Below are 24,044 nucleotides of genomic sequence, written 5' to 3'. Positions count from 1 at the left end.
CGACGTCGATCGTCTGGAGCGGTTCCGGGAGCGGCGTACTTGACCGCGGGTGAACGGGACCGCGCCATCGCGAACAGCGTGAAAGCCCCGACGCGTTCGACTCCCGCGGTTCGCTGTGCTCCTCGCTCGCTCCACTCCCTGCGGTACTTGCGTCCCCGGGGTTCGGCGAGCGAGCGGCCCCTTTCATTCCCACCCGTGTCGGCTGGTCGATCAGTCTGTGCGGGTGGGAACGAAAGGGGCGACCGAAGACGGCTGGGGGCTTTCACAGGTCTGCGGTCGCGGTTGCTCACGATTCGTCTCGGCACCCGTACACTCACATCGAAAAAATCGCGGTCGAACCGAAACGCTATCGACGGCGTCGAGCGACGAGTGCGCCGGCCAGCAGCGCGACGAGCGCCGTCGCAGCGCCGAAGCCGGGGCCGTCACCGCTGGTGGTCGTCCCGACGGGCGACCCCGCGCCGTTCTCGGACTCGGCGGTCGGCGTCGCGGTGCCATCGCTGTCCATCGTCGTCGCCGTCGCCGTCGCGGCCGACCCACCCTCGCTCTCGGGCGTGCTGTCCGTCGGCGGGGCAGCGGACGGCGTCGCGGTCGGCGTCGAACACGTCGCGGGCTGGGGCGTCTCCACGGCCGAGAAGTCGATCGCTTCGTAGGCCTCGGGGTGGAGCGCCTGGGCGATGGTCTTCAGCGCCTCGACGTTCTTCGGCCCGTTCTGGGTCATGAAGTTGCGGTTCACGCGGACGACGTTGCCCTCCTGGACCGCAGTGGTCCCGTTGAACGCCGCGGTGTTCGGGACCGAGCCGAACTGGCCGTTCTGGACGATCCACTCGGGGTCTTTCTCGGTGATGATCTCGTTGCTGAGCGTGCCGTAGCCGTTGGAGGTGTTGATCTCGCCGGCGGCGATGTTGTCGCCGCCCGCCGCGGCGACGATCTGACCGACGAACGTGTCCTCGCCGGCGGTGTACCCGCTGCCGAGCGAGAAGAACACCCGAGGCTGGTCCTCACCGCTCACGGCGTCGCGGACCGCCTGAACCTGGCCCTGCATCTCGGCGCTCGTCCGCCCCGCCGCGTCGTAGTTGCCGGTGAGCTGGCCGTACAGCTCGATCTTGGCGGCCACGTCCTCGAGGTCCGACGCCGCCTCGAACTTGTAGACCGTCAGGCCGCTGGAGCGCAGCGCCTCGACGGTCTCGTTGGGGACGACGTTCGGCGCGAGCACCAGATCCGGCTGGGCGCCGACCACGGCCTCGGTGATGACCGCGCTCCTGTTGGTCGCTACGTCGGTCTTGCCCTCGCGCCCGTCGAGGTAGGACGTGTAGGGGTTGATCGGGATCCCGACGGTCTCGTTTTGCGCGCCGATGCTCCAGAGGATCTGCGCCGCGCTCGGCGCGAGCGCGGCAAGCCGCTCGGGGTCCTCGTCGATCGTTACCTCCGTGTCCGTCGCGTCGGTGACGGTCATCGGATACGTGCAGTGGGCGTCCGCGAGCGCACCCGCGCTCGCCGCACCCACGTCCGATGCACCCGTCGCCGCGCCAGCGCCGGCCGCGGCGGGCACCGCACCCACCGCCGCCAGCACCAGCAGCGCCGCACCGACGACTGCCGTCGCGTCTCTCATGGCGTCCGGGCCTGCGACCTTTTGCAATAAATATTTACCTACTGCAACCAGACTTGATGTCGATATGGCAGTCCGGACGCGGACCGCGGGGTGGTCGGCGGGGCTGACCGGCCTGCTGGTTGCCGTCGCGCTCGTCAGCGCCACCGTCGGGCCGGTCAGCGTCCCCCTACCGACGGTCGCGAGAGCGGCGCTCAACGCCGTCGGCGTGCCCACGGGCCTCGGCGTCGGCAGCGGGGCCGTCGCGCTGTTCGGCGCCTCTGCGACGGTGCCGGTCCCCGAGATCTCCTACACGTACCTCTTCTCGTTCCCGGTCGATTCGACGAGCGAGACGATCGTCCGGCGGATCCGCCTGCCGCGGATCGCGCTGGCGGCGACGGTCGGGTTCGCCCTGGCCGCCGCCGGCACCGTGATGCAGGGCTTCTTCCGCAACCCGATGGCCGACCCCTCCATCATCGGCGTCTCCTCGGGCGCCGCCGTCGGCGCGGTCGCGACCATCGCTCTCTCGTTTTCGGGACCGTACGCCCTCCAGACGGCCGCGTTCGTCGGCGCGGTCGTCAGCGCGTTCGTCGTCTACCTCGTCGCGACCGAGGGCGGGCGGACGCCCACCGCGACGCTCCTGCTCGCGGGCGTCGCGATCCAGACGCTGCTCGGTGCGGTCGTCTCCTACCTGCTGTTGCGGGCCGGCGAAAGCCTCGAACAGGCGCTGTACTGGCTGATGGGCGGGCTGCTCCGCAACGCCGCCTGGACGGACGTGGCGATGACCGTTCCCGTCGCCGCGCTCTGTTTCGCCGTCCTGCTGGCCTACGGCCGCGACCTCAACGTCCTCCTGCTCGGCGAGACCGACGCCCACACGCTGGGTATCGAAGTCGAGCGGACCAAACGGATCCTGCTGGCGGTCTCCAGCGTCGCCACCGCGGCGGCCGTCGCGGTCGCCGGCTCGATCGGCTTCGTCGGCCTCGTCGTCCCGCACATCATGCGGCTGCTCGTCGGCCCCGACCACCGGGTCTTGCTCCCGGCGAGCGCCGTCGCCGGCGGCGCTTTCCTCGTCGCGACGGACACCGTCGCCCGCTCGGGGAGCGTGGAGGTCCCCGTCGGCATCGTCACCGCCGCGCTGGGCGCGCCCTTCTTCCTCTACCTGCTCCGGACCCGGGAGGTGCATTCGTTGTGACCCCCGACCTCGCCGCCGACGCGCTGGCGGCGCTCGACGGACTCGTCGGCGACGGCGACCGGGGCGACGGGGCGGCCGCGGCCGAGCGCCGCCGGACGGCGGCCGCCGACGGCCCCCTGATCGAGATCGACGACCTGTCGCTGTCCTACGGCGACCTGTCGGTCCTCGCCGACGTGTCGCTGTCCGTCGAGCGCGGCGAGTTCGTCGGCCTCGTCGGGCCCAACGGCGCCGGCAAGACCACCCTGTTGGGGGCGATCAACGGGGTTCTCGAACCCGAGTCGGGCCGGGTTCGCGTCGGCGGCGAGCGGGTCGCCGATCTCTCCTCGCGGGCGGCGAGCCGGCTGGTCGCGACGGTGCCCCAGGACACGACGGTCGCCTTCGACTTCTCCGTCGCGGACATCGTCGAGATGGGGCGGACGCCCTACCACGGGCGGTTCAGCGGCGACCCCGACGCGGAGGCGGCGGTCGACCGCGCGCTCGAACGGACCGAGACCGCGCGCTTTCGCGACCGGGCGGTCGCCTCCCTCAGCGGCGGCGAGCGCCAGCGCGTCGTCCTCGCCCGCGCGCTCGCCCAGGAGACACCGGCGCTCGTCCTCGACGAGCCGACGGCGAGCCTCGACGTGAACCATCAGGTCCGGACGCTCGAACTCGTCGCCGACCTGGTCGACGCCGAAGGGAAAGCGGCGCTGGCGGCGATCCACGACCTGGATCTGGCGGCGCGCTTCTGCGACCGGCTGGCCGTCCTCGCCGACGGGGACCTGCTGGCGGTCGGTCCGCCCGCCGAGGTGCTGACCGCCGAGACCGTGGGCGCCGCCTTCGACACCGACGCCGCCGTCCTGTCGAACCCGGTGACGGGAACGCCGGCCGTGACGCCGCTGTCGGACCCGGGAGAGCTGGACCTGCGGGTCCACGTCCTCGGCACCGGTGGGGCTGCCGCCCGGGTCGTCTCGACGCTGGTGACCGCGGGCGCGACGGTGACCGTCGGCGCGCTTCCCGACGGTGACGCGGCCGCCGAGACGGCCCGCGACCTCGCCGCCGACGTGGTGACCGCACCCCCCTTCGGCGGGCTCGACGCCGAGACCGAGGCCGCCGCTCGCGAGCACCTGCGGACGGCCGACGCCGTCGTCGCCGTCGACCCGCTGCCCGACTCGCTCCGGGCGCTCGCCCGTGATCAGGGACCGGTGGTCCGGGTCGGCCCTGACGACGACGGGGGCGCGACGACCGGACTCGCCGGCGACGCGGCCACGGACGACGGCGGGCACGATAGGTCGGTGAACCGATCTCGTGCGGAACGGGACGGCCCGACGGTCGACGCCGCCGCGCGGGCGACGCCGGAGACGGTCGCGCTCGGGGTGCGACGGGCGCTCGACCGGCCCGCCTCGGCCGACGACTGAATCCGACGCGGCGCGCTCGTCCGCCACGGGTCGGGCCGGAGGCCGGTCGCTCGCATTCGTCTCGTGGACACAACAGTTATTGGCGGGCGTACAGATTCCCGACTATGGTCGACGTAGACGTGAACAAGCCGACGCTGCTGGTCGCGGGGGGCGGGGCGGTCGCGCTGGTCGTCGTCGCGGTGCTCGTCGGCGCCGCCTTGAGCCAGCCGAACGCGCCGGTGACAGGGGACCCTTCGACGGCGACCGCGGTCGACGCGACCGATTTGCCGACGCTGGCGCCGACTGCGACGGGGACGGCGGCGGGGACCGCGACCGCGGCGGGCGCGGGGACACCGACCGAGACGCCCACGCCGTACCCGACGCTCACGCCGACGCCGACACCGACGGCCACGCCGACCGCGACGCCCGCGCTGACCGACCTGCCGGCCGACGCGTTCGACGAGCGGGAGATCGAGCGTCTGGTCGGCGAGTACATCAACGACCGCCGGGCGAGCGCGGGGCTCGATCCGCTGGCCGTCGAGGGCCAGGGGGTCGACCGACTCGCCGAGATGGCCCGGGGCCACAGCGTCCAGATGGCCGACCAGGGCGAGGCGATCCACAGGGTCGACGGCGTGAGCAGCGTCCAGCGCTACCGCGATCACGAGCTCTACGACCGCTGCAAGTGGTCGTCACCCGACGGCAACACGCTCCGGACCGCCAACGGCAACGCCCTCGAAGCGGTCGGGCGGACGATCGCCGGCGAGCCCTACCGCAACAACGGGACGCGCCGGTTCAACGGCGACGAGAGCGCCGTGGCTCACACGATCGTCGACTCGTGGTGGAACACCTCGACGTACCCACCGCGGCTGAGCTACCCGAACGCCGACGAGGTCGGCGTCGGCGTCGAGATCACCCGCCGCAACGACGTGTTCGTCACCGCCAACGTCTGTTGAACCGGGCGAGCGGGTCCGGGTCCGCGCTCGAAGCGGTCGCCGGTCGGTCGCGAACGCTCGGACGGTCCGGAGAAACGGCGCTCACTCGGCGTGGCGACTGATCTCGTTGAACGCGGCCTGGAAGTCGTCGAACTCGGCGAGGGCCTCGTCCATCTCGGCCTGGATCGACGCGGCGCGGTCGCGCAGTTCGGCGACCTCCTCGCTGCCGTCGAGTTCGGCGTCGGTCTTCTCGGCCTCCAGGAGGGCGATCTTGGAGGTGACCTCCAGGTACTCGGTGAGGCGGTCGTCGTAGCGGCCGGCGGTGAGCTGCTGCTCGATAGCGGCGACCAGGTCCTCCTTCTGGACGGGCTTGCAGAGGTAGTCGTCGAAGGGCATGTCGACGATGTCGAAGTCCGGGTCGACTGCGGTGATCATGATGACCCGTATGTCCAGTCCCCGGTCGCGGATCGTCGACAGCACCTCGTCGCCCGATATCTGCGGCATGCGACGGTCGAGCAGGACCACGTCGACGGACTCGTCGACGGCATCCAGGGCCTCCTCGCCCCCGTAGGCCGTCTCGGTGTCGTACTCGTCACGGAGGCGCAGCGCGTACACGTCGGCGACCTCCGCCTCGTCGTCGACGATGAGGACCCGCGGCTCGGTACTCGTCTCGTTCACGCCATGATCTGATGCGGTGATCCTATGTAAGTGCGTGGGTGCCGGCCAACGGTCACCGATTGTCAGGCGTTCTACGGACTGTCCGTGCGGGACGAACGAGTTCGTGACGACCGGCGCCGCCCGCAGACCTCGGCGGCTCGCCGGTATGCGGTGACTCGAACACAATCCCTTTGCCGGTACCCTCCCAAGACCGAGTAATGTCGAGGTGCGACGAGTGCGGCAAGCAGGAAAACATGCCGTACCAGTGTCGCCACTGCGGCGGCACCTACTGTGCTGAACACCGGCTGCCGGAGAACCACGGCTGCCCGGGACTGGACAGCTGGGACGACCCCGGCGGCGTCTTCGATAGCGGCTTCGACGACAGCGTCGCCGACGACTCCGGCGGCGGCGGTCTGAGCGACCGCCTCGGGATCGACACCGGCCCCGGCGGCCCGCTGGGCTACTTCCGTGGGAACATGACCTACGCTTTCCTCGGGCTCATGTGGGTCACCTTCTTCCTGCAGCTCGTGGTCCGGATCGTCGCGCCGGGCCTCGTCGAGCCGATCTTCGTGCTCTCGCCGGCCCACCCCGAGTACGTCTGGACGTGGTTCACCTCCATCTTCGCCCACGGCGGCTTCGGTCACATCGCGATCAACAGCATCGTGATATTCTTCTTCGGCCGCATCGTCGAGGACTACGTCGGGTCGCGCGATTTCGCGGTCCTCTTCCTCGGGAGCGGTGCGCTCGCCGGTCTCGGCCAGGTCGGCTTCCAGATCTACCAGTACGGCGGGATCCCGGCCCCAGGTCCCGGCGTCGCCGGCGTCATCGGCGCCAGCGGCGCGGCCCTCGCCATCATGGCCGTGCTCACCGTCCTCAACCCCAACCTCACGGTGTACCTGTACTTCCTGCTCCCGGTACCGCTGTGGCTGCTGACCGTCGGCTACACCGGCTACACCGTCTACCTGATCCTCTCGACCGGCATCGGCGCCGGCGGCACCGCACAGCTCGCCCACCTCCTCGGGCTCGGGATCGGCCTGCTGTACGGCCAGCACGTCAAGGGACGCCGCCGCGTCCCCGAGCAACTGCAGTTCGGTGCCGGCGGTCGCGGTCCCGGTGGCCCAGGCGGCCCCGGCGGCCGCGGTCCGTTCTGATGGAGGGCCGTTGATGCAGGTCGCCCGCCCCGAGTTCGTCCCGGACGCCTCGCTTTCACGGGAGGAGATGGAGGCACTCCAGCGCGAGATCGCCGACGCCGCCGTCTTCGCGGACGACCTCCCGTTCGATCCGGACCGAATCTGCGGCGACGGCGTCGCGACCGACACCGACCAGACCAGTCTCGCCGATGTGGACGGCGACATCACCTCGGCGGACGACCCGCCGCTGGTCGCCGGCGTCGACCAGGCGTTCGTCGACGACCACGCCGTCAGCGCCGTCGTCCTCCTGCGCGGCGGCGAGGTGGTCGAGCGCGCGTACGCCGTCGAACCGGCCGCGATCCCCTACATCCCGGGCCTGCTGAGCTTCCGCGAAGGGACGGCGATCCTCGCGGCGTTCGACGCGCTGGAGCGGGAGCCCGACATCGCGCTCGTGGACGGCAGCGGCCGCATCCACTTCCGGGAGGCCGGCATCGCGACCCACGTCGGCGTCACGCTCGATCTCCCCACCGTCGGCGTCGCCAAGAGCCTGCTCTGTGGCACCCCGCGGGAGTCGCTCGACCGGAAACTCCCGGCGGGTGCCCGCGTCGCTATCGAATCCGACGCGGACGTGGAGACCGCCGAGCCCGGGACACACATCGGCGACGCCGTCCAGACCCGACAGTTCGAAAACTCCGAGCGGTACGTCAATCCCCTCATCGTCAGCCCCGGCCACCGCGTGAGCGCCGACACCGCCGCCGACGTGGCGCTGGCCTGCGCCGACGGCTACAAGCTCCCCGAGCCCACCCGGCTGGCCGACAGCTACGCCGACGAGGTCAAGGCCGAGGTCCGCGAGGAACTGGACTGAAACAGTCCCGTCGGTCCCGCACGCTCACTCCCCGTCGGAGGTCGCGACGAGCAGGAACGTCTCCGAGCGGGTCGCCCGGAAGTCGACGGAAAAGCCCGCCGTCTCGAACGCGTCGGCGGCGTGGTCGGCGTCGTAGCGTTCGGCGACCGGTGGGCCGCGCTCTCCGGGCCCCTCGGCGGTCCAGTCGACGACCGCGACGCGGCCGCCGGGCCGGAGGACGCGAGCGAGTTCGCTGACCGTCTCGGCGGGGAGTTCGTGGTAGGTCATCGTCGCGAACGCCCCGTCCAGCGCGTCCTCGTCGAAGGGAAGCTCGTCGGCGCCGCTGGTGACGAGTTCAACGTTCTCCGGGACGCCCTTCTCGCGGTAGCGGTCGTGCATCGCCGCCTGCACGTCGAGGGCGTACACCGTGCCGGCGTGGGGCGCCACGTCGTCGGTGAAAAAGCCCGTGCCGCTGCCCACGTCGACGACGCTGTCGTCGGGAGCGGGGTCGAGCGCCCAGAGCAGTTCCTCGGCCGAGCAACTGCGGTACCGGCGCGCGGCGTCTTCCAGTCGGTCGGCGTCGTCCGCCGGGAACGTGTGGTGGCCCATCGCTTCGGGGTAGCGGCCACCGGGACAAATAGCTCGCGGCCCGGTCTCCCGCGTGCGACCCCCAGCCTTATCCGGATCTCCGGCGAACCCGCAGGCATGGCTGACCTGCTCGTCTACGGCTCCTACGGCTACACCGGGCGGTTGATCGTCGAGGAGGCGACCGACCGCGGCCTCGACGTGGTCGTCGCCGGCCGCGACCGCAACGCGGTCGAGAACCAGGCGATCCGCCAGGGCTGCGAAGAGCGCGTGTTCGCCCTCGACGAGCCGCGACTGCTCGATCTCGCGCTGGAGGAGGTCGAGGCGGTCTGCAACTGCGCCGGCCCGTTCACCGAGACGGCCGAACCGATGGTCGAGGGCTGTCTCCGCACCGGTACGCACTACCTCGACATCACCGGCGAGATCGAGGTGTTCGAACGGCTGGCCGCCGAGGACGAGCGGGCCGAGGACGCGGGAATCACGATCCTTCCGGGCACCGGCTTCGACGTGGTCCCGACGGACTGCCTGGCGGCCCACCTCGCCGAGCGACTGCCCGACGCCGACCGGCTCGCGCTGGGGTTCGAGGCGTCGGGCGGTATCTCCCCGGGCACTGCGAAGACGGCCGTCCGCGGGCTCGGTGGGGGCGGCGCAGTCCGCCGGAACGGTCGCATCGAGTCGGTGCCCATGGGCGAGGGCACCCGCCGGATCGACTTCGGTCGGGGCGAGCGGGCCGCGATGGCGGTCCCCTGGGGCGACGTGTCGACGGCCTACTACACGACCGGGATCGGCGACATCGCGGTCTACACCGCCGTGCCGTCGTGGGCGCAGCGCGCGGCCCGGATCGGTGGCCTGTTGGGTCCGATCGCCGGGTCCGGCCCGGTCCAGTCGCTGCTCGAATCGCTGATCGACGCGCGCGTCGACGGCCCCGACGAGCGCACGCGCCGGGAGGGCGAGAGCTACGTCTGGGGCGAGGCGCGACGACTGGATGGGCCTCGAAGCGAGCGGCAGGACCGCGAGCAGGGCGAGGCCGAAACCGACGACGGCGAACGGGCGGTCTCGCGACTCGTCGCGCCCGAGACCTACCGGCTGACGAAACTCACTGCGGTCGAAATCGCCGAACGGGTCGTCGCCGGCGACGCGCCAACGGGGTTCCGGACGCCCGCTGGCGCCTTCGGTCCCGACCTGATCCTCGATATCGAGGGCGTCGAACGGACCGACGAACCGGTCGAGACGCGCGCCTGATCACTCCGCGGGCTCGTCGCTCGCGGGGCCGTCGTCGTCGTTCTCCCCGGCGACACCGTCGTCGGTCCCGCCGTAGTGCTCGCGCTCGACGCGCTCGTCGAACAGCCGCGAGAGCAACCGGGTCATCGGACCGACGCTCACGTCGATGCCGTCGACGCTGGTGACCGGTCGGATCTCCCAGGTGGAGTTGGTGAGAAAGACCTCGTCGGCGTCGCGCAGGTCGTCGAGCGTGTACGACCCCGTCCGAACGGAGAACCCCTCGGACTCGGCCAGTTCGATCGCGACCGACCGGGTCACGCCGGGGAGGATCGGCAGGTCGGTGCTGGGCGTCTTCAGCGTCCCGCCGTCGACGAAGAAGATGTTGCTCGTCGCGCCTTCGGCGAGGGAGTCGTCGGTCGTCCGCATCACGGCCTCGTCGGCGGCGAACTCCGCGGTCGCGGCCCGCCGGAGTTCGATGCGAGCGAGGACCCCGGGGAGGTAGTTGTGCGTCTTGGCGTCGGCCGGGAGCGACTCCGTCGGTGGCCGCCGGGTCCGGACGGTCTGGACGGTCGCCGGTTCGCTCCACGCCGGAGACCCCTCGACGCCGCCGCGGTCCAGCGGCGAGACGTAGACGACGACCGTCGGGTCCACGTCGGAGTCGGGCGTGAGTTTCCCGGGCTGGACGCCACGGGTCACCGACACCTTGCAGTACGCCTCCGAGAGATCGTTCGCGGCGAGCGTCGCGTCGACCCGCTCGCGCAGGTCGTCGGGCACGGCGTCGGCGAACCCGAGCGTCTCGGCCGTCCGCCGGAGTCGGTCGCGGTGGGCCGTCCACTCGAAGGGGGCGCCGCCGTACACGCGCAGGGTCTCGAAGGCGCCGTCGCCGTACATGAACCCCCGGTCGCGGACGGAGACGGTCGCCTCGTCGGCGGGAACGAGGTCGCCGTTCACGTGGTACGTGAGGGGGGCCGAGTCGTCGCTCGACTCGTCGCCGCTCACAGCGACCCCTCCAGGGCCATCCGGCAGAACGTCTCGACCATCTGTTTGCCGTGTTCGGTGAGGATGCTCTCGGGGTGGAACTGGACGCCGACGTGGGGGCGCTCGCGGTGGCGCACGCCCATGAGGACGCCGGCTTCGTCGTCCGTGTGGGCGGTCTCGACCAGGCTGTCGGGCAGGTCCTCGCGCTCGACGGCCAGCGAGTGATAGCGGCCGACCTCGAAGCGGTCGGGGAGCGACCGGAAGACGCCGCGGCCGTCGTGGCCGATCGTCGAGGGCTTGCCGTGGACGACCGCCTCGGCGTGGCCGACGGGCGCGCCGGCGACCGCACACAGCGCCTGGTGACCCAGGCAGACCCCGAGCGTCGGATACGACAACTCCCGGAATATCGGCATCGAGACGCCCGCCTCCCGGGGCGTCCCGGGACCGGGAGACACGACGATGGCGTCGGGGTCGATCTCGCGGATCCCGGCCACGTCGACCGCGTCGTTCCGGCGGACGACCACCTCGCCGTCGGTCACCTCGGGAAGCCAGTCGGTCGTCGTGACGACCTCTCCCACGTACTGGACGAGGTTGTAGGCGAACGAGTCGTAGTTGTCGACGACGAGGACGGTCACGTCCGACCGGCGGTCGGCCGCGGTGGCGTCGGCGGCGAGGCGGTCGTCCTCGGCGGGGGTGCTGGTATCGGGGTCGACGGACGGGACGCTCCCGACACCCGGGGCGGACGGCTCAGTCATGATCCCCCACGGTGAAGGCGGCGCGGTCGCCCAGCGCCGCGTCGACGGCGGTCACGAGCGCCCGGCCCTTGTCGAGCGTCTCCTCGAACTCACGGTCGGGCTCCGAGTCGTGGACGATCCCCGCGCCGACGCGGAGGTGGTACTGTTCGCCGTAGCGCACGAGCGTCCGGATGACGATGTTCAGCGTCGCCCGGCCGTCGAACCCGAAGACACCGACGCCCCCGGTGTAGGGCCCGCGTCGGGTCGATTCGACCTCGTCGATGATCTCCATGGTCCGCGGCTTGGGCGCGCCGGTGATGGTACCGCCGGGGAACACCGCCGCGACGGCGTCGCCCAGGTCGTGTTCGGGCCGGAGCCGGCCCTCGACGAGCGAGACGAGATGCATCACCTCCGAGTACCGGTCGACGCGGCGGTACTCGCTGACTTCGACGGAGCCGTACTCGCTGACCTTCCCCAGGTCGTTGCGTTCGAGGTCGACCAGCATCGCGTGTTCGGCCCGTTCCTTCTCGTCGCTCGTCAGGTCCTCGGCCAGAAAGTCGTCTTCGTCGGGCGTCTCGCCGCGCGGTCGCGTGCCGGCGATGGGCTCCGTCAGAAGCCGCTCGCCGTCGCGCTCGAGCAGTAACTCGGGACTGGCGCTCACCAGGTCGACGCCGGGGAACTCCAGCAGGGCCGAGTACGGCGCCGGGTTCACGGTCCGCAGCGCGTCGAACGCGGCGACGGGGTGGACCGCCGCGGGGGCGGTGAGTCGCTGGGAGACGTTCGCCTGGAAGGTGTCGCCGTCGCGGACGTACTCCTTGACCCGACGCACCCGGTCGGCGAACGCCGCCCGGCCGCAGTCGCTCTCGAAGCGGGCCTCGTCGGTCTCGACCGGCGGGTCCCCGACCGCTGGGTCGCCGTCGACCGCCGCGCGAGCGAGTTCGAGCGCCCGCTCGCGGCCGCGGTCGTAGGCGTCGCCGAGAGCGTCGGCGCCGTCACCGCCGACCCGCGGACAGGCCGTGATCCGCAGCGTCGTCTCGTCGCCCTCGCGTGGCTCCTCCCAGGCGGCCATCCGGTCGTAGACGCCGATCTGCAGGCGCGGCAGTTCGCGGTCGCAGTCGGCGTCGTCGGGGAGGTCCTCCAGTTCGCGTGCGATATCGTAGGAGAGCCAGCCGACGGCGCCACAGGGGTAGGGCACGTCGCAGTCGCCGCGGACCAGCGACTCGGCAGCGAGCCGGTCGACGAGCGCGTCGATGCTCGGTGACTCACCGACAGGGGCGTCGGCGGCATCGTCGGCAGAGACGGTGACGCGGTCGATCGGGTCGACGCCGAAATAGCCCCAGCCGGACTGGCCGCCGGTGGTTTCGAGGTGGAATCCGCCGGGGCCGTCGCGGACGCGGCGGTAGGCGTCGAACGGGTCGGCGACGGGGATCCGAACCTCGACGGGGACGCGGGCGCCGGCAGGCGCGTCCGCCGCGGCGCGCTCGAAGGCGGCCCCGTCGGTCACGACCCTTGGCGTCGTCATTACGTCGTGAGAAGCACGGGGACGGTAACCGGTTTTCGGTCCCCGCAAGGGGAGCGGTCAGTAGAGCTTCGCCTGTTCGACCCAGTTCTCGACGCGCGACTCGGCGATATCCGTCTCTTCGGAGAGCGCCGCGGCGTCGGACTCGGCAAGCGCGCCGACGCCGTCGACGCCCGCCTCGCGCAGGCGCTCGGCGTACGTCGGCCCGATACCCTTGATATCCTCCAGTTCCGCGTCCGGCGCCGGGTCGGTCGGCGCGCCCGCCGACGGCTCCTCGTCGGCCGCCGCGTCGTCCGCGTCTCCGGCCGCGTCGGCGGCGTCGGCGGCGTCGTCGGTCTCGGTCCCGCTATCGGTTTCAGTGTCGGTCTCGGTCTCCGCTTCGGAGTCGGTGTCGACCTCGGCGTCAGTCGGTTCGGCCGCGGTCGTCGACGCGCTGTCAGTCGCGGTGTCGGTGCCCTTGACCGCGTCTTCGCTGGCGGTCGCGGGTTCGTGCTCGACGGTCACGTCGACGCCGTCGCCGGACGCGCCGTCACCGGCCGCCCCGGGATCCTCACCCGGGGACGGGCCGTCGGTGGAGGACGCCGCGGGCTGAGAAGTCGAAGAGGACGCGCCCAGCCCGAGTGCAGACTTGATACGCTCGATGAGCCCCATGGGGAGCAATAGCGGACCCCATCACTTAACGTCTTTCTGCGCGCTCCCGGCGGACAGGACCGGCGACTCGCCGACGGCTCGCCCCCGCTCCGGGCCACCGGTCGCCCGCTCGCCCGCTGGGTCGAGACCGCCGGCGCCTCCGCGGCTCAGATCCGGTCGCGGAGCGCCTCGTTCATCGCGGCGACCGGCGCCTCGCGACCGGTCCAGCGCTCGAACGCTTCGACCCCCTGGTAGAGCAGCATCCAGGCGCCGTCGACGGTCGTCGCCCCGGCGTCGGCGGCGTCCCGCAGGAGGCGCGTCTCCAGCGGCCGGTAGACAGCGTCGAGGACGCCCAGACCGCCGTGGAGCGCGTCGGCCGGGACCGGCGTCGCGTCTTCCTCCATCCCGACGCTAGTGGCGTTGACCAGCACGTCCGCGTCGGCCAGTAACTCGGGCAAGCCGTCGAGTCCGTGGCCCGTCGCGTCAGCGTCCGCGTCGGCCGATTCGCTCCCGTCGCCGCGCACGTCCGCGGCGAGGGCGCCCGCTTTCGACTCGGTCCGGTTGGCGATCCGGACAGACATCCCCTCGTCTGCGAGGCCGAACGCGACCGCCCGGCCCGCGCCGCCGGCGCCGACGACGACCGCGGTCCCCGACAGCGCCACGTCGTGGGCCCGGAGCGCCCGCGTAGCGCCGACGGCGTCGGTGTTGTGGCCCGTCGGCTCCGCCCCGGAGAAGTCGACGGTGTTGACGGCGCCGATGCGGCTGGCGAGCGGGTCGGGGTCGACGGCCGCCAGCACGTCCTGCTTGAACGGGATGGTGACGTTCAGTCCGGCGACGCCGAGGGCCGCGGCGCCCTCGACCGCCGCGGCGGCGCCGTCTCTCGGCGGTTCGAACGTGACGTAGCGGGCGTCGACGCCGAGCGCCTCGTAGCCCGCTTCGTGCATCGGCGGCGACAGCGAGTGGCCGACCGGGTTGCCGACGAGTCCGTAGACGTCCATACCGGCCCCAGCGGGGCCGCCGACATAACGTGTTCCGTCTCGGGCCGCGGCCGACCGGCGACGCGGTCGGTGCGGACGCGGCTCGCGTGGGCGACGCCCCGCCCGCGAGAGATTCGCAACTGTTTCAAATCGAGGTTGCGTCACGGATATCAGTGAGCCGTCTCAGTCACCCGCTCGCGCAGGTCGCCGCCGCGCTCGCCCTGACGGTAGGATGGGTCGGCGCGGTCGCGACCGGCGCGAACCTGGGAACCGTACCGACCGTCGTCGTCAGCGGGGTCGCCGTCCTCGGCGCTTCCTTCCTGCTGGCGTGGGGTGCCGAAACCGCCGAGAAAGACGTGCCGCGGGCGTTCGCCATCGCCGTGCTTGCGGTGCTGGCGGTCGCCCCCGAGTACGCCGTCGACGCTCTGTACGCCTGGAACGCGGGGGCGGGCGGCGCGACGACCGCGGCCTGCGCGGACCTCTCGGCGAGCGCCATCGAAGCGGGCCAGACCGAGCTCGCGCGAGCCTGCCACGACGCCAACCTCGCCGTGGCGAACATGACCGGTGCCAACCGCATCCTCATCGGCATCGGCTGGGCCGGCATCGCCGTCTTCACCGTCTGGCGGGCCGCCAAGACCGGCGACTCGGCCGTCACGAACCGCGGCGGATTCCTGCGAGACGCCGTCACGCTCGACCGCGACATCGCGACCGAGATCACCTTCCTCTTCCTGGCGACCGTCTGGGCCTTTCTCGTCCCGCTGGGCGGCGGCATCGACATCATCGACACGCTCGTGCTGGTCGGGCTCTACGTCGTCTACATCGGGATCATCATCCGCGGCGACGTGGAAGCCAGCGAGGAACACGTCGGGGTCCCCCACTACTTCCAGCAGTGGTCGCTGCCGTGGCGGCCGCTGGTCGTCCTCGGCCTGTTCGCCTATTCGGGCGTGATGATCTTCACCGCCGTCGAACCGTTCGCCCACGGCCTGGAGGAGATCGGTCTCCAGAACGGCATCCCCGAGTTCTTCATGATCCAGTGGATCGCGCCGCTGGCCAGCGAGTCGCCCGAGCTGATCGTCGTCGTCGTCCTCGTCAACAAGGCCCGGTCGACGGCGGGGTTCAACGCGCTGATCTCCTCGAAGCTCAACCAGTGGACGCTGCTGATCGGAACGCTCTCGGTCGTCTTCTCGCTCGCCTACGGTCAGTACGGCGTCCTCCCCTTCGACAGCAAGCAGGCCGCCGAGATCTGGATCACCGCCGCCCAGAGCTACTTCGCGCTCGCCGTGCTGGTCAACTTCGAGATCAGCGTCCGCGAGGCGCTGGCTATCTTCGTCCTGTTCATCTCGCAGGTGATCATCGAGTTCCTGCTCATCCGCGAGGCCATCGCGTTGCCGGTCGACAGCGAGCAGCTGCTGCTCTTGTACGCGGCGGTGTACACCGTCGTCGGGACGGCGCTGTTCGTCGCGCGGCGGCGGGCGCTGCGCCGGATGATCGGCCTCGCCGCCGACGCCGGCCGCACCGCGATCGGCCGCGACCCCGTCCATCAGGAGTTCGCCGACTGAGATGCTCGCGATCGTCGTCTCCCGGGACGACTCCGCCTCCGTCCACATCGGGCAGCGCCTCCGCGCCGTCGCCGACTGGACCGAACGCGCCGATAGCTCGCGCCCCGAGGCCGACGGCGGCGGGACCGTCTACCGCACCGACGGGGTCGAGCTCCGCGAGTTCGACGACCAGCATCTGCAACTCGACGGCGTCGCCGACGCCTTCGGACGCGTCGATGGCGAGGAGGGGCGGGCCGAACCGGACCTGCTCGTCTTCGCCTCCCGCCACGCCGGCGAGACCGGGCCGCTGCTGACCGCCCACCACACCGGCAACGTCGGCCCCGCCGAGTACGGCGGCGAGCCGGGCGCGTTCGCCCGCGCCTGTCCGAACGCCCACCGCCGCGTCCTCGCGGCCCTGCGCGAGCACGCCCCCGAAGGCTACGAAGTCGGCATGGAAGCCACCCACCACGGACCGACCGACGTGGGCGTCCCCTCCATGTTCGTCGAGGTCGGCAGCGACGAACCGCAGTGGGACGACCCCGACGCCGCCGGCGCGGTCGCGCGGGCTATCCTCACGCTCGCCGACACCGCCCCCGACGCCCCCGGCGAGAACGGGACCCGGCGCCACCTCGTCGGGCTCGGCGGCGGCCACTACGCCCCTCGCTTCGAGCGGATCCTCGCCGAGACCGACTGGGCGGTCGGCCACGTCGCTCCGGGCTGGGGGCTCGACGCGATGGGCGACCCGGCGGCGAACCGCGAGGTGATCCGGCGTGCGTTCGAAGCCAGCGCCGCCGACTACGCCGTCGTCGAGGGCGACCGGCCCGACCTCAAGCGCGTCGTCGACGAGCTGGGCTACCGCGCGGTGAGCGAGACGTGGGTCCGCGAGACGACGGGCGTCCCGCTGGCACTCGTCGAGACCGTCGAAGACCGGCTCGGAAGCGTCGACGACGGCGTTCGCTTCGGCGAGCGTGCGGCCGACGACGAGGGCGCCCCGGCGGCCCACGGTGGCGACCTCGCCGTATTCGCCCTCCCCGACGACCTCCTCGCCGAGGCGCAGGGGATCGACGGCGAGGCCGCCCGGGCGGCGGTCGAGCGGGCGACGGTCGCCTTCGAGACGAGCGAGAGCGGGACCCGCGCGGAGGGCCGGGCACTCGTCGCCGCCGGCCGAAACGGGACCGCGCTCGTCGACGACCTCGCGGCCGTGCTCGAATCGAAGTACGAGCGCGTCGAGCGGACCGACGGGGCGGTCGTCGCCAGCGAGTCGGCGTTCGACCCCGACCGCGCCCGCACGCTCGGCGTCTCCGACGGCCCGAAACTCGGCAGACTCGCCGAGGGCGAGCCCGTCACCGTCGACGGCGACGAGATCGACCCCGCCGTCGTCCACGTCGAGCGCGAGCGTCGCTTTCCCGTCGGCGACTCGGCGGAGTGAGCGACCGGCGACTCGGCGGAGCGGGCGCCGACCCCGGCGCCGCGTGTCGGCCGCCGCTGCGACCGCGCCCCGTTTCGATCCGGCACCCATCCGGCACGTATTCGAGACGAACCGAAACGCACCCGAAACGCACCCGGCCCGTACCCCGCCGAGCCCCCGTTTCGCCTGGAGATCGGCCGAAACGGACGCTGGCGGGAGTAAGGGGCGCTTACACGGGTGACGGACGGAGTACGGGCGTGCTACCGAGCGTCAGTCAGGCGTCTGACGCGCGGGAGAAGCTTAATAAATGTTGGCCAGCAACGGAAACTTAAAATATGGACTCTATAATCGACGACGCGATCGACGAGGCCGAGCAGGACCGGGAGGAAGCGGCCCAGCAAGAACCGCAGGGGGGCCAGGAATCAGCGGGATCGACGGGGACAGACGAGATGTCCACGTCCGGGCAGATGTCGGACGAGGAGCTAGCCGACGTCGTCAAAGATCTGGAGACGAAGATCACCGTCGTCGGTTGCGGGGGCGCCGGCGGGAACACCGTCAGCCGGATGATGGAGGAGGGGATCCACGGGGCGAAGCTCGTCGCCGCCAACACGGACGCCCAGCACCTCGCCGACGAGGTCAAGGCCGACACGAAGATCCTCATCGGCCGCAAGCGCACCGGCGGTCGCGGTGCCGGGTCCGTCCCGAAGATCGGCGAGGAGGCCGCCCAGGAGAACATCGAGGACATCCAGCAGTCAATCGACGGCTCGGACATGGTGTTCGTCACGGCCGGCCTCGGCGGCGGGACCGGTACCGGCTCGGCCCCCGTGGTCGCCCAGGCCGCTCAAGACCAGGGCGCGCTGACCATCTCCATCGTCACCATCCCGTTCACCGCGGAGGGTGAGCGCCGCCGCGCCAACGCCGACGCCGGTCTCGAACGGCTCCGTGCGGTGAGCGACACCGTCATCGTCGTGCCGAACGACCGCCTGCTCGACTACGCGCCGTCGATGCCGCTGCAGGACGCGTTCAAGATCTGTGACCGCGTCCTCATGCGGTCGGTCAAGGGCATGACCGAGCTGATCACCAAGCCCGGCCTCGTCAACGTCGACTTCGCCGACGTTCGCACGATCATGGAGAACGGGGGCGTCGCCATGATCGGCCTCGGTGAGTCCGACAGCGAGAACAAGGCCCAGGACTCGATCCGGTCCGCACTCAGGTCGCCGCTTTTGGACGTGGAGTTCGACGGCGCTAACTCCGCGCTGGTCAACGTCGTCGGCGGCCCCGACATGTCCATCGAGGAGGCCGAGGGCGTCGTCGAGGAGATCTACGACCGCATCGACCCCGACGCCCGCATCATCTGGGGCGCCTCGGTCAACAACCAGTTCGAGGGCAAGATGGAGACGATGATCGTCGTCACCGGCGTCGAGAGCCCGCAGATCTACGGGAAGAGCGAGGCCGAGCAGGAGCGCGCCTCCAAGGAACTCGGCGACGACATCGACTACGTCGAGTAACTCGATTCCGGGACGTTCCGTTTGCTTTCTCTCGCGAGCATCGCCGATTTCGGGTCCACTCGCCGTCTGTCGGTCCCTCGCTCGGTGGCCGACCGCGGGAACCGCTCGCGCCCCCAGAGTCGAGCGATTCGGGAACCGTCCATCCGTGTTCCGAGTGCTTCCGCCGTCGGAAGCTTTACCGACTCGCCACGGGACCGGTGTCGTATGCTTCGTAGCAACGAGACCGACACAAACCGACGGAGGACCCGATGACGATCACGAGCGACTGGGGCGAGTGGTGGGCCCGCGAGGAGTTCAACGGCGCCGACGTGGAGGGCGTCTCGCTGTGGTTCCTGGGCGTGACCGGGTGGGCGATCCGGACGCCCGAGACCACCCTGTTCGTCGACCCCTATTTCAGCACCGAGCGCGACCGCGAGTACGTCGCGCGGATGCCGCCGGTGCCGATGGAGCCCGAGTGGGCCGATTCCTGTGACGCCGTCTTCTGCACGCACGACCACCGCGACCACTTCTGGCCGCCCTCGTTCGGCCCGCTGCTCGACCACGACGGCGCCGCCGTCCACGCGCCCGCGGCGTGTTACGAGAACCACGACGTGAGCGAGATCACCGAGGACGGCCAGGAAGTCGTCGAACCCGGCGACAGCTACGAGGTCGGCGACCTCACCGTCCACGTCCGGGGCGGTCGCGACCCCGACGCCGACGGGAGCGTCACGTACGTCTTCGAACACGAGGAGGGGACGATCTTCCACGGCGGCGACAACCGCCCGTGCGAGGCGTTCGAGGCCGTCGGCGAGGAGTTCGACGTTGACATGGGGATGCTGTCGTACGGAACGAGCGCGCGGCTCGTCGGCGACGACGGCGAGGTCGTCCGCCGGAAGCTGTACAACGACGCCCAGGACGTGATCGACGCGGCGAACATGGTCGGGATCGAGCGGCTCGTCCCGACCCACTGGCGGCGCTGGCGGTCGATCCAGGCAGACCCCGGCGCGCTCTCGAAGGCCGCGACGACCTTCGAGTACCCGCGGGTCATCGAGGAGGTCGAGGTCGGCGACCGGATCCGGCTGAGCCGACCCGGCGTCGAAGTACCGACCTATCTCGACGGGTGAGCGCGAGGTCGACCGGTCAGCCGAACACTTCGGTGAACCGATTGGTCGACTCGTCGGGGCCGGCGACGATGAGCTCGTCGCCCGTCTGCGTGCGAAAGTCCGGGCCGAGGTCGGTCACCACGTCGCCGTTGCGCTCGACGGCGACGACGGTGACGCCGGTGCGGGCGCGGACGTCGGCGTCCCCGAGCGAGGTCCCGACGAGCCTCGGCGCACACGTGCGGACGACCTCGACCTGGGTGTCCAGCGAGATCACGTCCTCGTCACCGAGCACCTCGGAGGCGACCATCCGCCCCGTCACGGTTCCCAGGGCGAGAACGTAGTCCGCGCCGGCGCGGTACATCTTCTGGACGGCCTCGGCCTCCTCGGCGCGAGCGATGATCTCGACTCGGCGGCTCTCGTCGCGGACCACGAGGGTGGCGAACTCGGCGGCGGTGTCGTCGGGGATGGCGAGGATGACCGACCGGGCGTCCCGGAGGCCCGCGGCCTCCAGCACCTCGGGGTCGGTGGCGTCGCCGACCACGTCGACGCCGGGACCGTCCGCCTGGTCGACGACGGTGTAGGGCAGGTCCACGTCTTCGAGGATGTCCGTGACCGTCTGGCCCACCTCGCCGTGGCCGACGACGATAGTCTCGCCGGAGGTGTGTCGGCGGACCTCCGACCGCGTGCGGTCGGCGAGGCGCTTCAGCTGGTCCTCGTTGCCGGTCATCAGCAGGACGGTCCCGGGTTCGATGACCGAATCGGGCTGGGGCGGGCTCTCGAACTCGCCGTCGAACCAGGCGCCGATGACGTTGACGCTGGCCTGTTCGCGGAGCCCGCTCTCGGCCAGCGTGCGCCCGGCCACGTCCGCACCGCGGTGGACCGGGAGTTCGACGATGTCGAAGTCCTCGCCGACCTCGACCTTGCTTCCGAGGTCGGTCGAGACGCTGGCGGTGACCTTCCGGGCGAGGCTCTCGCCCAGGAGGGGTCGCGGGGAGAGCACCGCGTCGGCGCCGGCGAGGTCGTGGTAGCGGGCGCGGTCGGGCTCCTCGACGACGCTGACGACGCGCACCGCCTCGTCGATCTCCTTTGCGGTGAGGACGATGCTGGCGTCGACCTGGTCGGACACGTCGGCCACGAGCGCGCGAGCGTCCGAGAGGTTCGCGGCGGTGAGGCCGTCCGCGGAGTCGGGGTCGTTGTGGATCACGTCGTAGCCTTCCTCGTAGAGGTCGGTCGCGCGGTCGCGGTCCGGTTCGACGATGACCCAGTCCACGTCCCGGGAGTCGAGTTCCCCGATGAGCGTCTCGACGCGTGGGGTGTAGGTGGCGACGACGACGTGGTCCTCGTGGCCGTTTTCGATGGCGGTCGGGACGGTGGTCGACAGCGCCTCCTCGAAGGCGGGGAACGCTACCACCGGGAGCGCGAGGAAGATCATCACCGTCCCGGTGATGTCCATGACGATGATGAGGACGAGCATCGCGGTGGCGTCCCACCCCGCCTGGGCGCCGTAACCGGTCGTGGTGAACGTCTCGACGACGAACTGGAACGCCTCCAGAAACGTCTTGGGGTCGCCCTCGAAGGTCGCCATCCCGTACTGGTAGACGACCGCGAACGCGTACATCGAGAGGGCGAGCACGCCGGTGTAGATGACCGACCGGCGCTGCCACGTGTTCATACCCGCTTGGTTACCGCTATCGCGTAAAACGGTTCTGGGAGGCGGCTCCGAACGATCGTCCGCCGGTCCGCCCCACCCGATCGGCATCAATAGATAGAAAAGGTCGGGGCGGCAATCGCTCCGCATGAACGTGCCCTACGACCTGAGCTCCTACGTCCGCGTGCTGAAGCTGGCCAGCACGCCGTCCTGGGAGGAATTCTCGCAAGTCGCGAAGATCGCCGGGGCCGGCATCGTCCTCGTCGGCATCCTCGGCTTTTTGATCTTCGTGGTCATGAACTTCGTTCCGGGCGGGGTGCCCTGACATGGGTATCTTCGCCGTCAAGACCACGGCCAGCCAGGAGCGAACCGTCGCGGACATGATCATGAACCGCGAGGAAGAGTCGATCCACGCCGCGCTCGCGCCGGACTCGCTGACCTCCTACGTCATGGTCGAGGCCGACGAATCCGCGGTCTTCGAGCGCATCTCCGACGAGATCCCACACATGCGCGGCGTCGTCCCCGGCAAGTCCGGGATCGCCGAGGTCGAACACTTCCTCTCGCCCAAGCCCGACGTCGAGGGGATCGCCGAGGGAGACATCGTCGAACTCATCGCCGGCCCGTTCAAGGGCGAGAAGGCCCAAGTCCAGCGCATCGACGAGGGCAAAGACCAGGTCACCGTCGAGCTGTACGAGGCGACGGTCCCGATCCCGGTCACCGTCCGCGGCGACCAGATCCGCGTGCTGGATAGCGAAGAGCGGTAACGTACCGCGAGCGAAGCGGGGGATGTCACCGCGACGAACGGAGTGAGTCGCGGTCTTTTTCGCCCACGTTTTTGCGGCGGGTGGTGCGAGCAGCGCGCAGCATCCGAGACGGAAAAAGGTGGTCGCGGGACCCACAGCGAGCGGCCGCGACCCGAGTCGCGGTCAGGCCGTGACGTAGGACACCTCGCCGTCGTCGACGACGGCGATCGCCCACCGACGGGCGAGGTGGGCGTTCTCGCGGAGGTGGTGTTCGGGGACGAGCGGGAGCGGGACGGGGCGGTAGCCGTCGGATTTCATCGCGGTGATCCCCGATAGCGTCCCGACCTCGCCGTCGCGGTCGGAGACGTGGACGCGCTTGTCGGCCCCCCGGGCGTAGCGATACGGGAAGGCGTCGGGGTCGGGCCCGGGACAGGCCAGCCCGTCGACCGAGGGGAGCGCGGCGAGCAGGTGGCCGTCGGCTTCCAGCAGGAGTCGGGGGCCGTCGCCGCCGTCGCCGGTGACGCCGGGGGTCGCGGGCTCCTCGCGCCAGCGGAGCGGGCCGTCGGCGGCGACCGCGGCGTAGGTGTCGTCGGTCAGGCGGATGCGGTCGGGGATCGAGTAGAACGCCCGGGACCCCTCGGCGTCGGGGCGGCGCAGGAACGGGTCGGTGAGGACCGCGCGGGCGTCGGCCGCGGTCTCGGGGTCAGCGACGAACAGCGTCGCGCGTCGCTCGGCGGCGGCCGCGGCCAGCCTCGCGACGACGTCGAGCGGGGTCGCGACGGCGAGCGGTTCGACCGAGAACGGGCGGTCGGTCACGGCGTCCGGCGAGTCGCCGCCGGCGGCGACGGCGGCCGGCTGGTCGGTGCCCGAGAGCCGGGTCGTCTCGTACCCCCGGTCGACCAGGTCAGCGAGGACCGGCTCGGCGTCCGGTGTCGGTGGGCGTGCCATCGGTGGTCCTACGGGCCGAACCGGCATGAACGGTCGGACCGAGCGCGTGGTGAACGGGCCAAGTGCGGGGCCGACGGACCGGACGCGGAGCGGCCCGGGGTGTCACCACCTCGGACTCGGTCAGGTATTTGCGGGTCCCGTCCATAGACGGGATGATGTCCGCACCCACGTCGCCGTCGGCGGACCTGCCCGAGCCGGGGTCGCTGGGCGAGTCGTTCGACGTGTACGAGGTGGAGGTCACCGACGACGGCGCGCGCTACTACGGCGAACTGGACGGTGCACGCGAGGCCGTCGAGCAGCGGCTCGCGCGGCGGTTCCGCGACCACGGGTACCGCGTTCGGCTGGCCCGCGAGACCGGCGAGCACGTCCTCGTCGCGACCGAGCGGTCGACGGGGGTCGAGGGGGTCCCGTGGACGAACGTCGCCCTGTTCGTCGCGACGGTGGCGACGACGCTGTTCGCGGGGACGGGGTGGTACGGCTACCTGGGCGCGGCGCCGGGGCGGCTGCTGTCGGCGTGGCCGTTCGCGGCGGCCGTCCTCTCGGTGCTGGCGATCCACGAGTTCGGCCACTACCTCGCCTCGCGGTACCACGGCGTGGAGGCGTCGCTCCCCTATTTCATCCCGGTGCCGACCGCGCTCGGGACGCTCGGCGCGGTCATCCGGATGCGCGACCACATCCCCGACCGGGAGGCGCTGTTCGACATCGGCGTCGCCGGGCCGCTGGCGGGGCTGGTCGCGACCGTCGCCGTGACGGCCGTCGGCGTCTCGCTGCCGCCGATCGACGTGAGCGGGGCGGGCGGGCTGGCCTACGCG

Annotated in this window: 23 protein-coding genes; 13 read left to right on the top strand and 10 right to left on the bottom strand. The window is 71.3% G+C overall.

From position 1 onward, the window contains the following. Positions 1 to 346 precede the first annotated feature (346 nt). Positions 347 to 1,609, bottom strand: a complete 1,263-nt coding sequence (locus C475_RS05765; protein WP_006882845.1) for a PGF-CTERM-anchored ABC transporter substrate-binding protein — start codon at positions 1,607 to 1,609, stop codon at positions 347 to 349. Between the two features lie 64 nt (positions 1,610 to 1,673). Here C475_RS05765 and btuC point away from each other — a divergent pair, with 64 nt between their 5' ends. The 3 genes from btuC (at position 1,674) to C475_RS24235 (ending at position 5,103) form a co-directional block, all read left to right on the top strand. Next, entirely contained in the window at positions 1,674 to 2,777 is a 1,104-nt protein-coding gene (gene btuC / locus C475_RS05760) for a vitamin B12 ABC transporter permease BtuC (RefSeq protein WP_006882844.1), read from the top strand. Next, the gene (locus C475_RS05755) at positions 2,774 to 4,171 is read left to right on the top strand and encodes an ATP-binding cassette domain-containing protein (protein ID WP_006882843.1); all 1,398 of its coding nucleotides are present in this window, start codon (positions 2,774 to 2,776) and stop codon (positions 4,169 to 4,171) included. Before btuC ends, C475_RS05755 begins: the two co-directional genes overlap by 4 nt. 104 nt (positions 4,172 to 4,275) lie before the next feature. After that, positions 4,276 to 5,103, top strand: coding sequence for a CAP domain-containing protein (locus tag C475_RS24235; RefSeq protein WP_006882842.1), 828 nt, complete (start codon positions 4,276 to 4,278; stop codon positions 5,101 to 5,103). A gap of 81 nt (positions 5,104 to 5,184) precedes the next feature. Here the strand turns inward: C475_RS24235 and C475_RS05745 are convergent, their stop codons facing one another. Next, entirely contained in the window at positions 5,185 to 5,760 is a 576-nt protein-coding gene (locus tag C475_RS05745; RefSeq protein WP_006882841.1) for a response regulator, read from the bottom strand. Positions 5,761 to 5,957: 197 nt separating this feature from the next. Here C475_RS05745 and C475_RS05740 point away from each other — a divergent pair, with 197 nt between their 5' ends. Both C475_RS05740 and C475_RS05735 read left to right on the top strand, forming a co-directional pair. After that, on the top strand, positions 5,958 to 6,890 hold the full coding sequence (locus C475_RS05740) for a rhomboid family intramembrane serine protease (RefSeq protein WP_006882840.1): 933 nt from the start codon (positions 5,958 to 5,960) through the stop codon (positions 6,888 to 6,890). Between the two features lie 13 nt (positions 6,891 to 6,903). Beyond that, on the top strand, positions 6,904 to 7,734 hold the full coding sequence (locus C475_RS05735) for an endonuclease V (protein ID WP_006882839.1): 831 nt from the start codon (positions 6,904 to 6,906) through the stop codon (positions 7,732 to 7,734). 24 nt (positions 7,735 to 7,758) lie between these two features. On the opposite strand, the gene C475_RS05730 is transcribed toward C475_RS05735, so the two are convergent. Then, positions 7,759 to 8,322 (bottom strand): class I SAM-dependent methyltransferase, encoded by a 564-nt coding sequence (locus tag C475_RS05730; RefSeq protein WP_006882838.1) that lies wholly within the window; start codon positions 8,320 to 8,322, stop codon positions 7,759 to 7,761. Positions 8,323 to 8,418: 96 nt separating this feature from the next. On the opposite strand from C475_RS05730, the gene C475_RS05725 reads away from it, so the two are divergent. Beyond that, a complete protein-coding gene (locus C475_RS05725) occupies positions 8,419 to 9,540 on the top strand; it encodes a saccharopine dehydrogenase family protein (protein WP_006882837.1) in 1,122 nt (373 codons plus the stop codon). Here the strand turns inward: C475_RS05725 and C475_RS05720 are convergent, their stop codons facing one another. From C475_RS05720 to C475_RS05700, 5 genes are all read right to left on the bottom strand, one after another. Next, positions 9,541 to 10,518 carry an aminotransferase class IV gene (locus tag C475_RS05720; protein ID WP_006882836.1) on the bottom strand — a complete coding sequence of 326 codons (978 nt, stop codon included), beginning with the start codon at positions 10,516 to 10,518 and terminating at the stop codon, positions 9,541 to 9,543. Continuing rightward, on the bottom strand, positions 10,515 to 11,252 hold the full coding sequence (locus C475_RS05715) for an anthranilate synthase component II (RefSeq protein WP_006882835.1): 738 nt from the start codon (positions 11,250 to 11,252) through the stop codon (positions 10,515 to 10,517). Before C475_RS05715 ends, C475_RS05720 begins: the two co-directional genes overlap by 4 nt. After that, on the bottom strand, positions 11,245 to 12,753 hold the full coding sequence (pabB, locus tag C475_RS05710; RefSeq protein WP_049930166.1) for an aminodeoxychorismate synthase, component I: 1,509 nt from the start codon (positions 12,751 to 12,753) through the stop codon (positions 11,245 to 11,247). The genes C475_RS05715 and pabB overlap by 8 nt, the downstream gene beginning before the upstream one ends. 57 nt (positions 12,754 to 12,810) lie before the next feature. Further along, a complete protein-coding gene (locus C475_RS05705) occupies positions 12,811 to 13,401 on the bottom strand; it encodes a helix-hairpin-helix domain-containing protein (RefSeq protein WP_006882833.1) in 591 nt (196 codons plus the stop codon). Between the two features lie 146 nt (positions 13,402 to 13,547). Then, on the bottom strand, positions 13,548 to 14,378 hold the full coding sequence (locus tag C475_RS05700) for a shikimate dehydrogenase (RefSeq protein ID WP_006882832.1): 831 nt from the start codon (positions 14,376 to 14,378) through the stop codon (positions 13,548 to 13,550). A gap of 152 nt (positions 14,379 to 14,530) precedes the next feature. Between C475_RS05700 and C475_RS05695 the strand changes: the two genes are divergently transcribed. From C475_RS05695 to C475_RS05680, 4 genes are all read left to right on the top strand, one after another. After that, entirely contained in the window at positions 14,531 to 15,916 is a 1,386-nt protein-coding gene (locus C475_RS05695) for a Na+/Ca2+-exchanging protein (RefSeq protein ID WP_006882831.1), read from the top strand. 1 nt (position 15,917) lies between these two features. Further along, complete coding sequence (locus C475_RS05690; protein WP_006882830.1) at positions 15,918 to 17,324, top strand: D-aminoacyl-tRNA deacylase; 1,407 nt, start codon at positions 15,918 to 15,920, stop codon at positions 17,322 to 17,324. Positions 17,325 to 17,638: 314 nt separating this feature from the next. Further along, entirely contained in the window at positions 17,639 to 18,811 is a 1,173-nt protein-coding gene (gene ftsZ / locus C475_RS05685) for a cell division protein FtsZ (RefSeq protein WP_006882829.1), read from the top strand. Positions 18,812 to 19,059: 248 nt separating this feature from the next. Next, on the top strand, positions 19,060 to 19,914 hold the full coding sequence (locus tag C475_RS05680) for an MBL fold metallo-hydrolase (RefSeq protein ID WP_006882828.1): 855 nt from the start codon (positions 19,060 to 19,062) through the stop codon (positions 19,912 to 19,914). 16 nt (positions 19,915 to 19,930) lie between these two features. On the opposite strand, the gene C475_RS05675 is transcribed toward C475_RS05680, so the two are convergent. Beyond that, a complete protein-coding gene (locus tag C475_RS05675; RefSeq protein ID WP_006882827.1) occupies positions 19,931 to 21,565 on the bottom strand; it encodes a potassium channel family protein in 1,635 nt (544 codons plus the stop codon). A gap of 124 nt (positions 21,566 to 21,689) precedes the next feature. Here C475_RS05675 and C475_RS05670 point away from each other — a divergent pair, with 124 nt between their 5' ends. Next, positions 21,690 to 21,866, top strand: a complete 177-nt coding sequence (locus C475_RS05670) for a protein translocase SEC61 complex subunit gamma (protein WP_006882826.1) — start codon at positions 21,690 to 21,692, stop codon at positions 21,864 to 21,866. Between the two features lies 1 nt (position 21,867). Next, a complete protein-coding gene (locus C475_RS05665; RefSeq protein ID WP_006882825.1) occupies positions 21,868 to 22,305 on the top strand; it encodes a transcription elongation factor Spt5 in 438 nt (145 codons plus the stop codon). A gap of 162 nt (positions 22,306 to 22,467) precedes the next feature. Here the strand turns inward: C475_RS05665 and C475_RS05660 are convergent, their stop codons facing one another. Continuing rightward, complete coding sequence (locus tag C475_RS05660; protein WP_006882824.1) at positions 22,468 to 23,232, bottom strand: hypothetical protein; 765 nt, start codon at positions 23,230 to 23,232, stop codon at positions 22,468 to 22,470. Between the two features lie 155 nt (positions 23,233 to 23,387). Here C475_RS05660 and C475_RS05655 point away from each other — a divergent pair. After that, a partial coding sequence (locus tag C475_RS05655) for a site-2 protease family protein (RefSeq protein WP_161625173.1) occupies positions 23,388 to 24,044 on the top strand: 657 nt, incomplete at its 3' end.

This window comes from Halosimplex carlsbadense 2-9-1, from assembly GCF_000337455.1.
Classification (GTDB): domain Archaea; phylum Halobacteriota; class Halobacteria; order Halobacteriales; family Haloarculaceae; genus Halosimplex; species Halosimplex carlsbadense.
Note: the sequence above shows the minus strand (reverse complement) of the source record. Positions and strands in the feature narration are given on the sequence as shown.

Excerpts from the sequence above, each read along its gene's own strand:
- C475_RS05735 (WP_006882839.1), top strand. The coding sequence starts at position 6,904 with ATGCAGGTCGCCCGCCCCGAGTTCGTCCCGGACGCCTCGCTTTCACGG.
- C475_RS05680 (WP_006882828.1), top strand. The coding sequence starts at position 19,060 with ATGACGATCACGAGCGACTGGGGCGAGTGGTGGGCCCGCGAGGAGTTC.
- C475_RS05705 (WP_006882833.1), bottom strand. The coding sequence starts at position 13,401 with ATGGGGCTCATCGAGCGTATCAAGTCTGCACTCGGGCTGGGCGCGTCC.
- btuC (WP_006882844.1), top strand. The coding sequence starts at position 1,674 with ATGGCAGTCCGGACGCGGACCGCGGGGTGGTCGGCGGGGCTGACCGGC.
- ftsZ (WP_006882829.1), top strand. The coding sequence starts at position 17,639 with ATGGACTCTATAATCGACGACGCGATCGACGAGGCCGAGCAGGACCGG.
- C475_RS05740 (WP_006882840.1), top strand. The coding sequence starts at position 5,958 with ATGTCGAGGTGCGACGAGTGCGGCAAGCAGGAAAACATGCCGTACCAG.
- C475_RS05660 (WP_006882824.1), bottom strand. The coding sequence starts at position 23,232 with ATGGCACGCCCACCGACACCGGACGCCGAGCCGGTCCTCGCTGACCTG.
- C475_RS05665 (WP_006882825.1), top strand. The coding sequence starts at position 21,868 with ATGGGTATCTTCGCCGTCAAGACCACGGCCAGCCAGGAGCGAACCGTC.
- C475_RS05700 (WP_006882832.1), bottom strand. The coding sequence starts at position 14,378 with ATGGACGTCTACGGACTCGTCGGCAACCCGGTCGGCCACTCGCTGTCG.
- C475_RS05690 (WP_006882830.1), top strand. The coding sequence starts at position 15,918 with ATGCTCGCGATCGTCGTCTCCCGGGACGACTCCGCCTCCGTCCACATC.
- C475_RS24235 (WP_006882842.1), top strand. The coding sequence starts at position 4,276 with ATGGTCGACGTAGACGTGAACAAGCCGACGCTGCTGGTCGCGGGGGGC.
- C475_RS05725 (WP_006882837.1), top strand. The coding sequence starts at position 8,419 with ATGGCTGACCTGCTCGTCTACGGCTCCTACGGCTACACCGGGCGGTTG.
- C475_RS05675 (WP_006882827.1), bottom strand. The coding sequence starts at position 21,565 with ATGAACACGTGGCAGCGCCGGTCGGTCATCTACACCGGCGTGCTCGCC.
- C475_RS05730 (WP_006882838.1), bottom strand. The coding sequence starts at position 8,322 with ATGGGCCACCACACGTTCCCGGCGGACGACGCCGACCGACTGGAAGAC.
- C475_RS05715 (WP_006882835.1), bottom strand. The coding sequence starts at position 11,252 with ATGACTGAGCCGTCCGCCCCGGGTGTCGGGAGCGTCCCGTCCGTCGAC.
- C475_RS05670 (WP_006882826.1), top strand. The coding sequence starts at position 21,690 with ATGAACGTGCCCTACGACCTGAGCTCCTACGTCCGCGTGCTGAAGCTG.
- pabB (WP_049930166.1), bottom strand. The coding sequence starts at position 12,753 with ATGACGACGCCAAGGGTCGTGACCGACGGGGCCGCCTTCGAGCGCGCC.
- C475_RS05765 (WP_006882845.1), bottom strand. The coding sequence starts at position 1,609 with ATGAGAGACGCGACGGCAGTCGTCGGTGCGGCGCTGCTGGTGCTGGCG.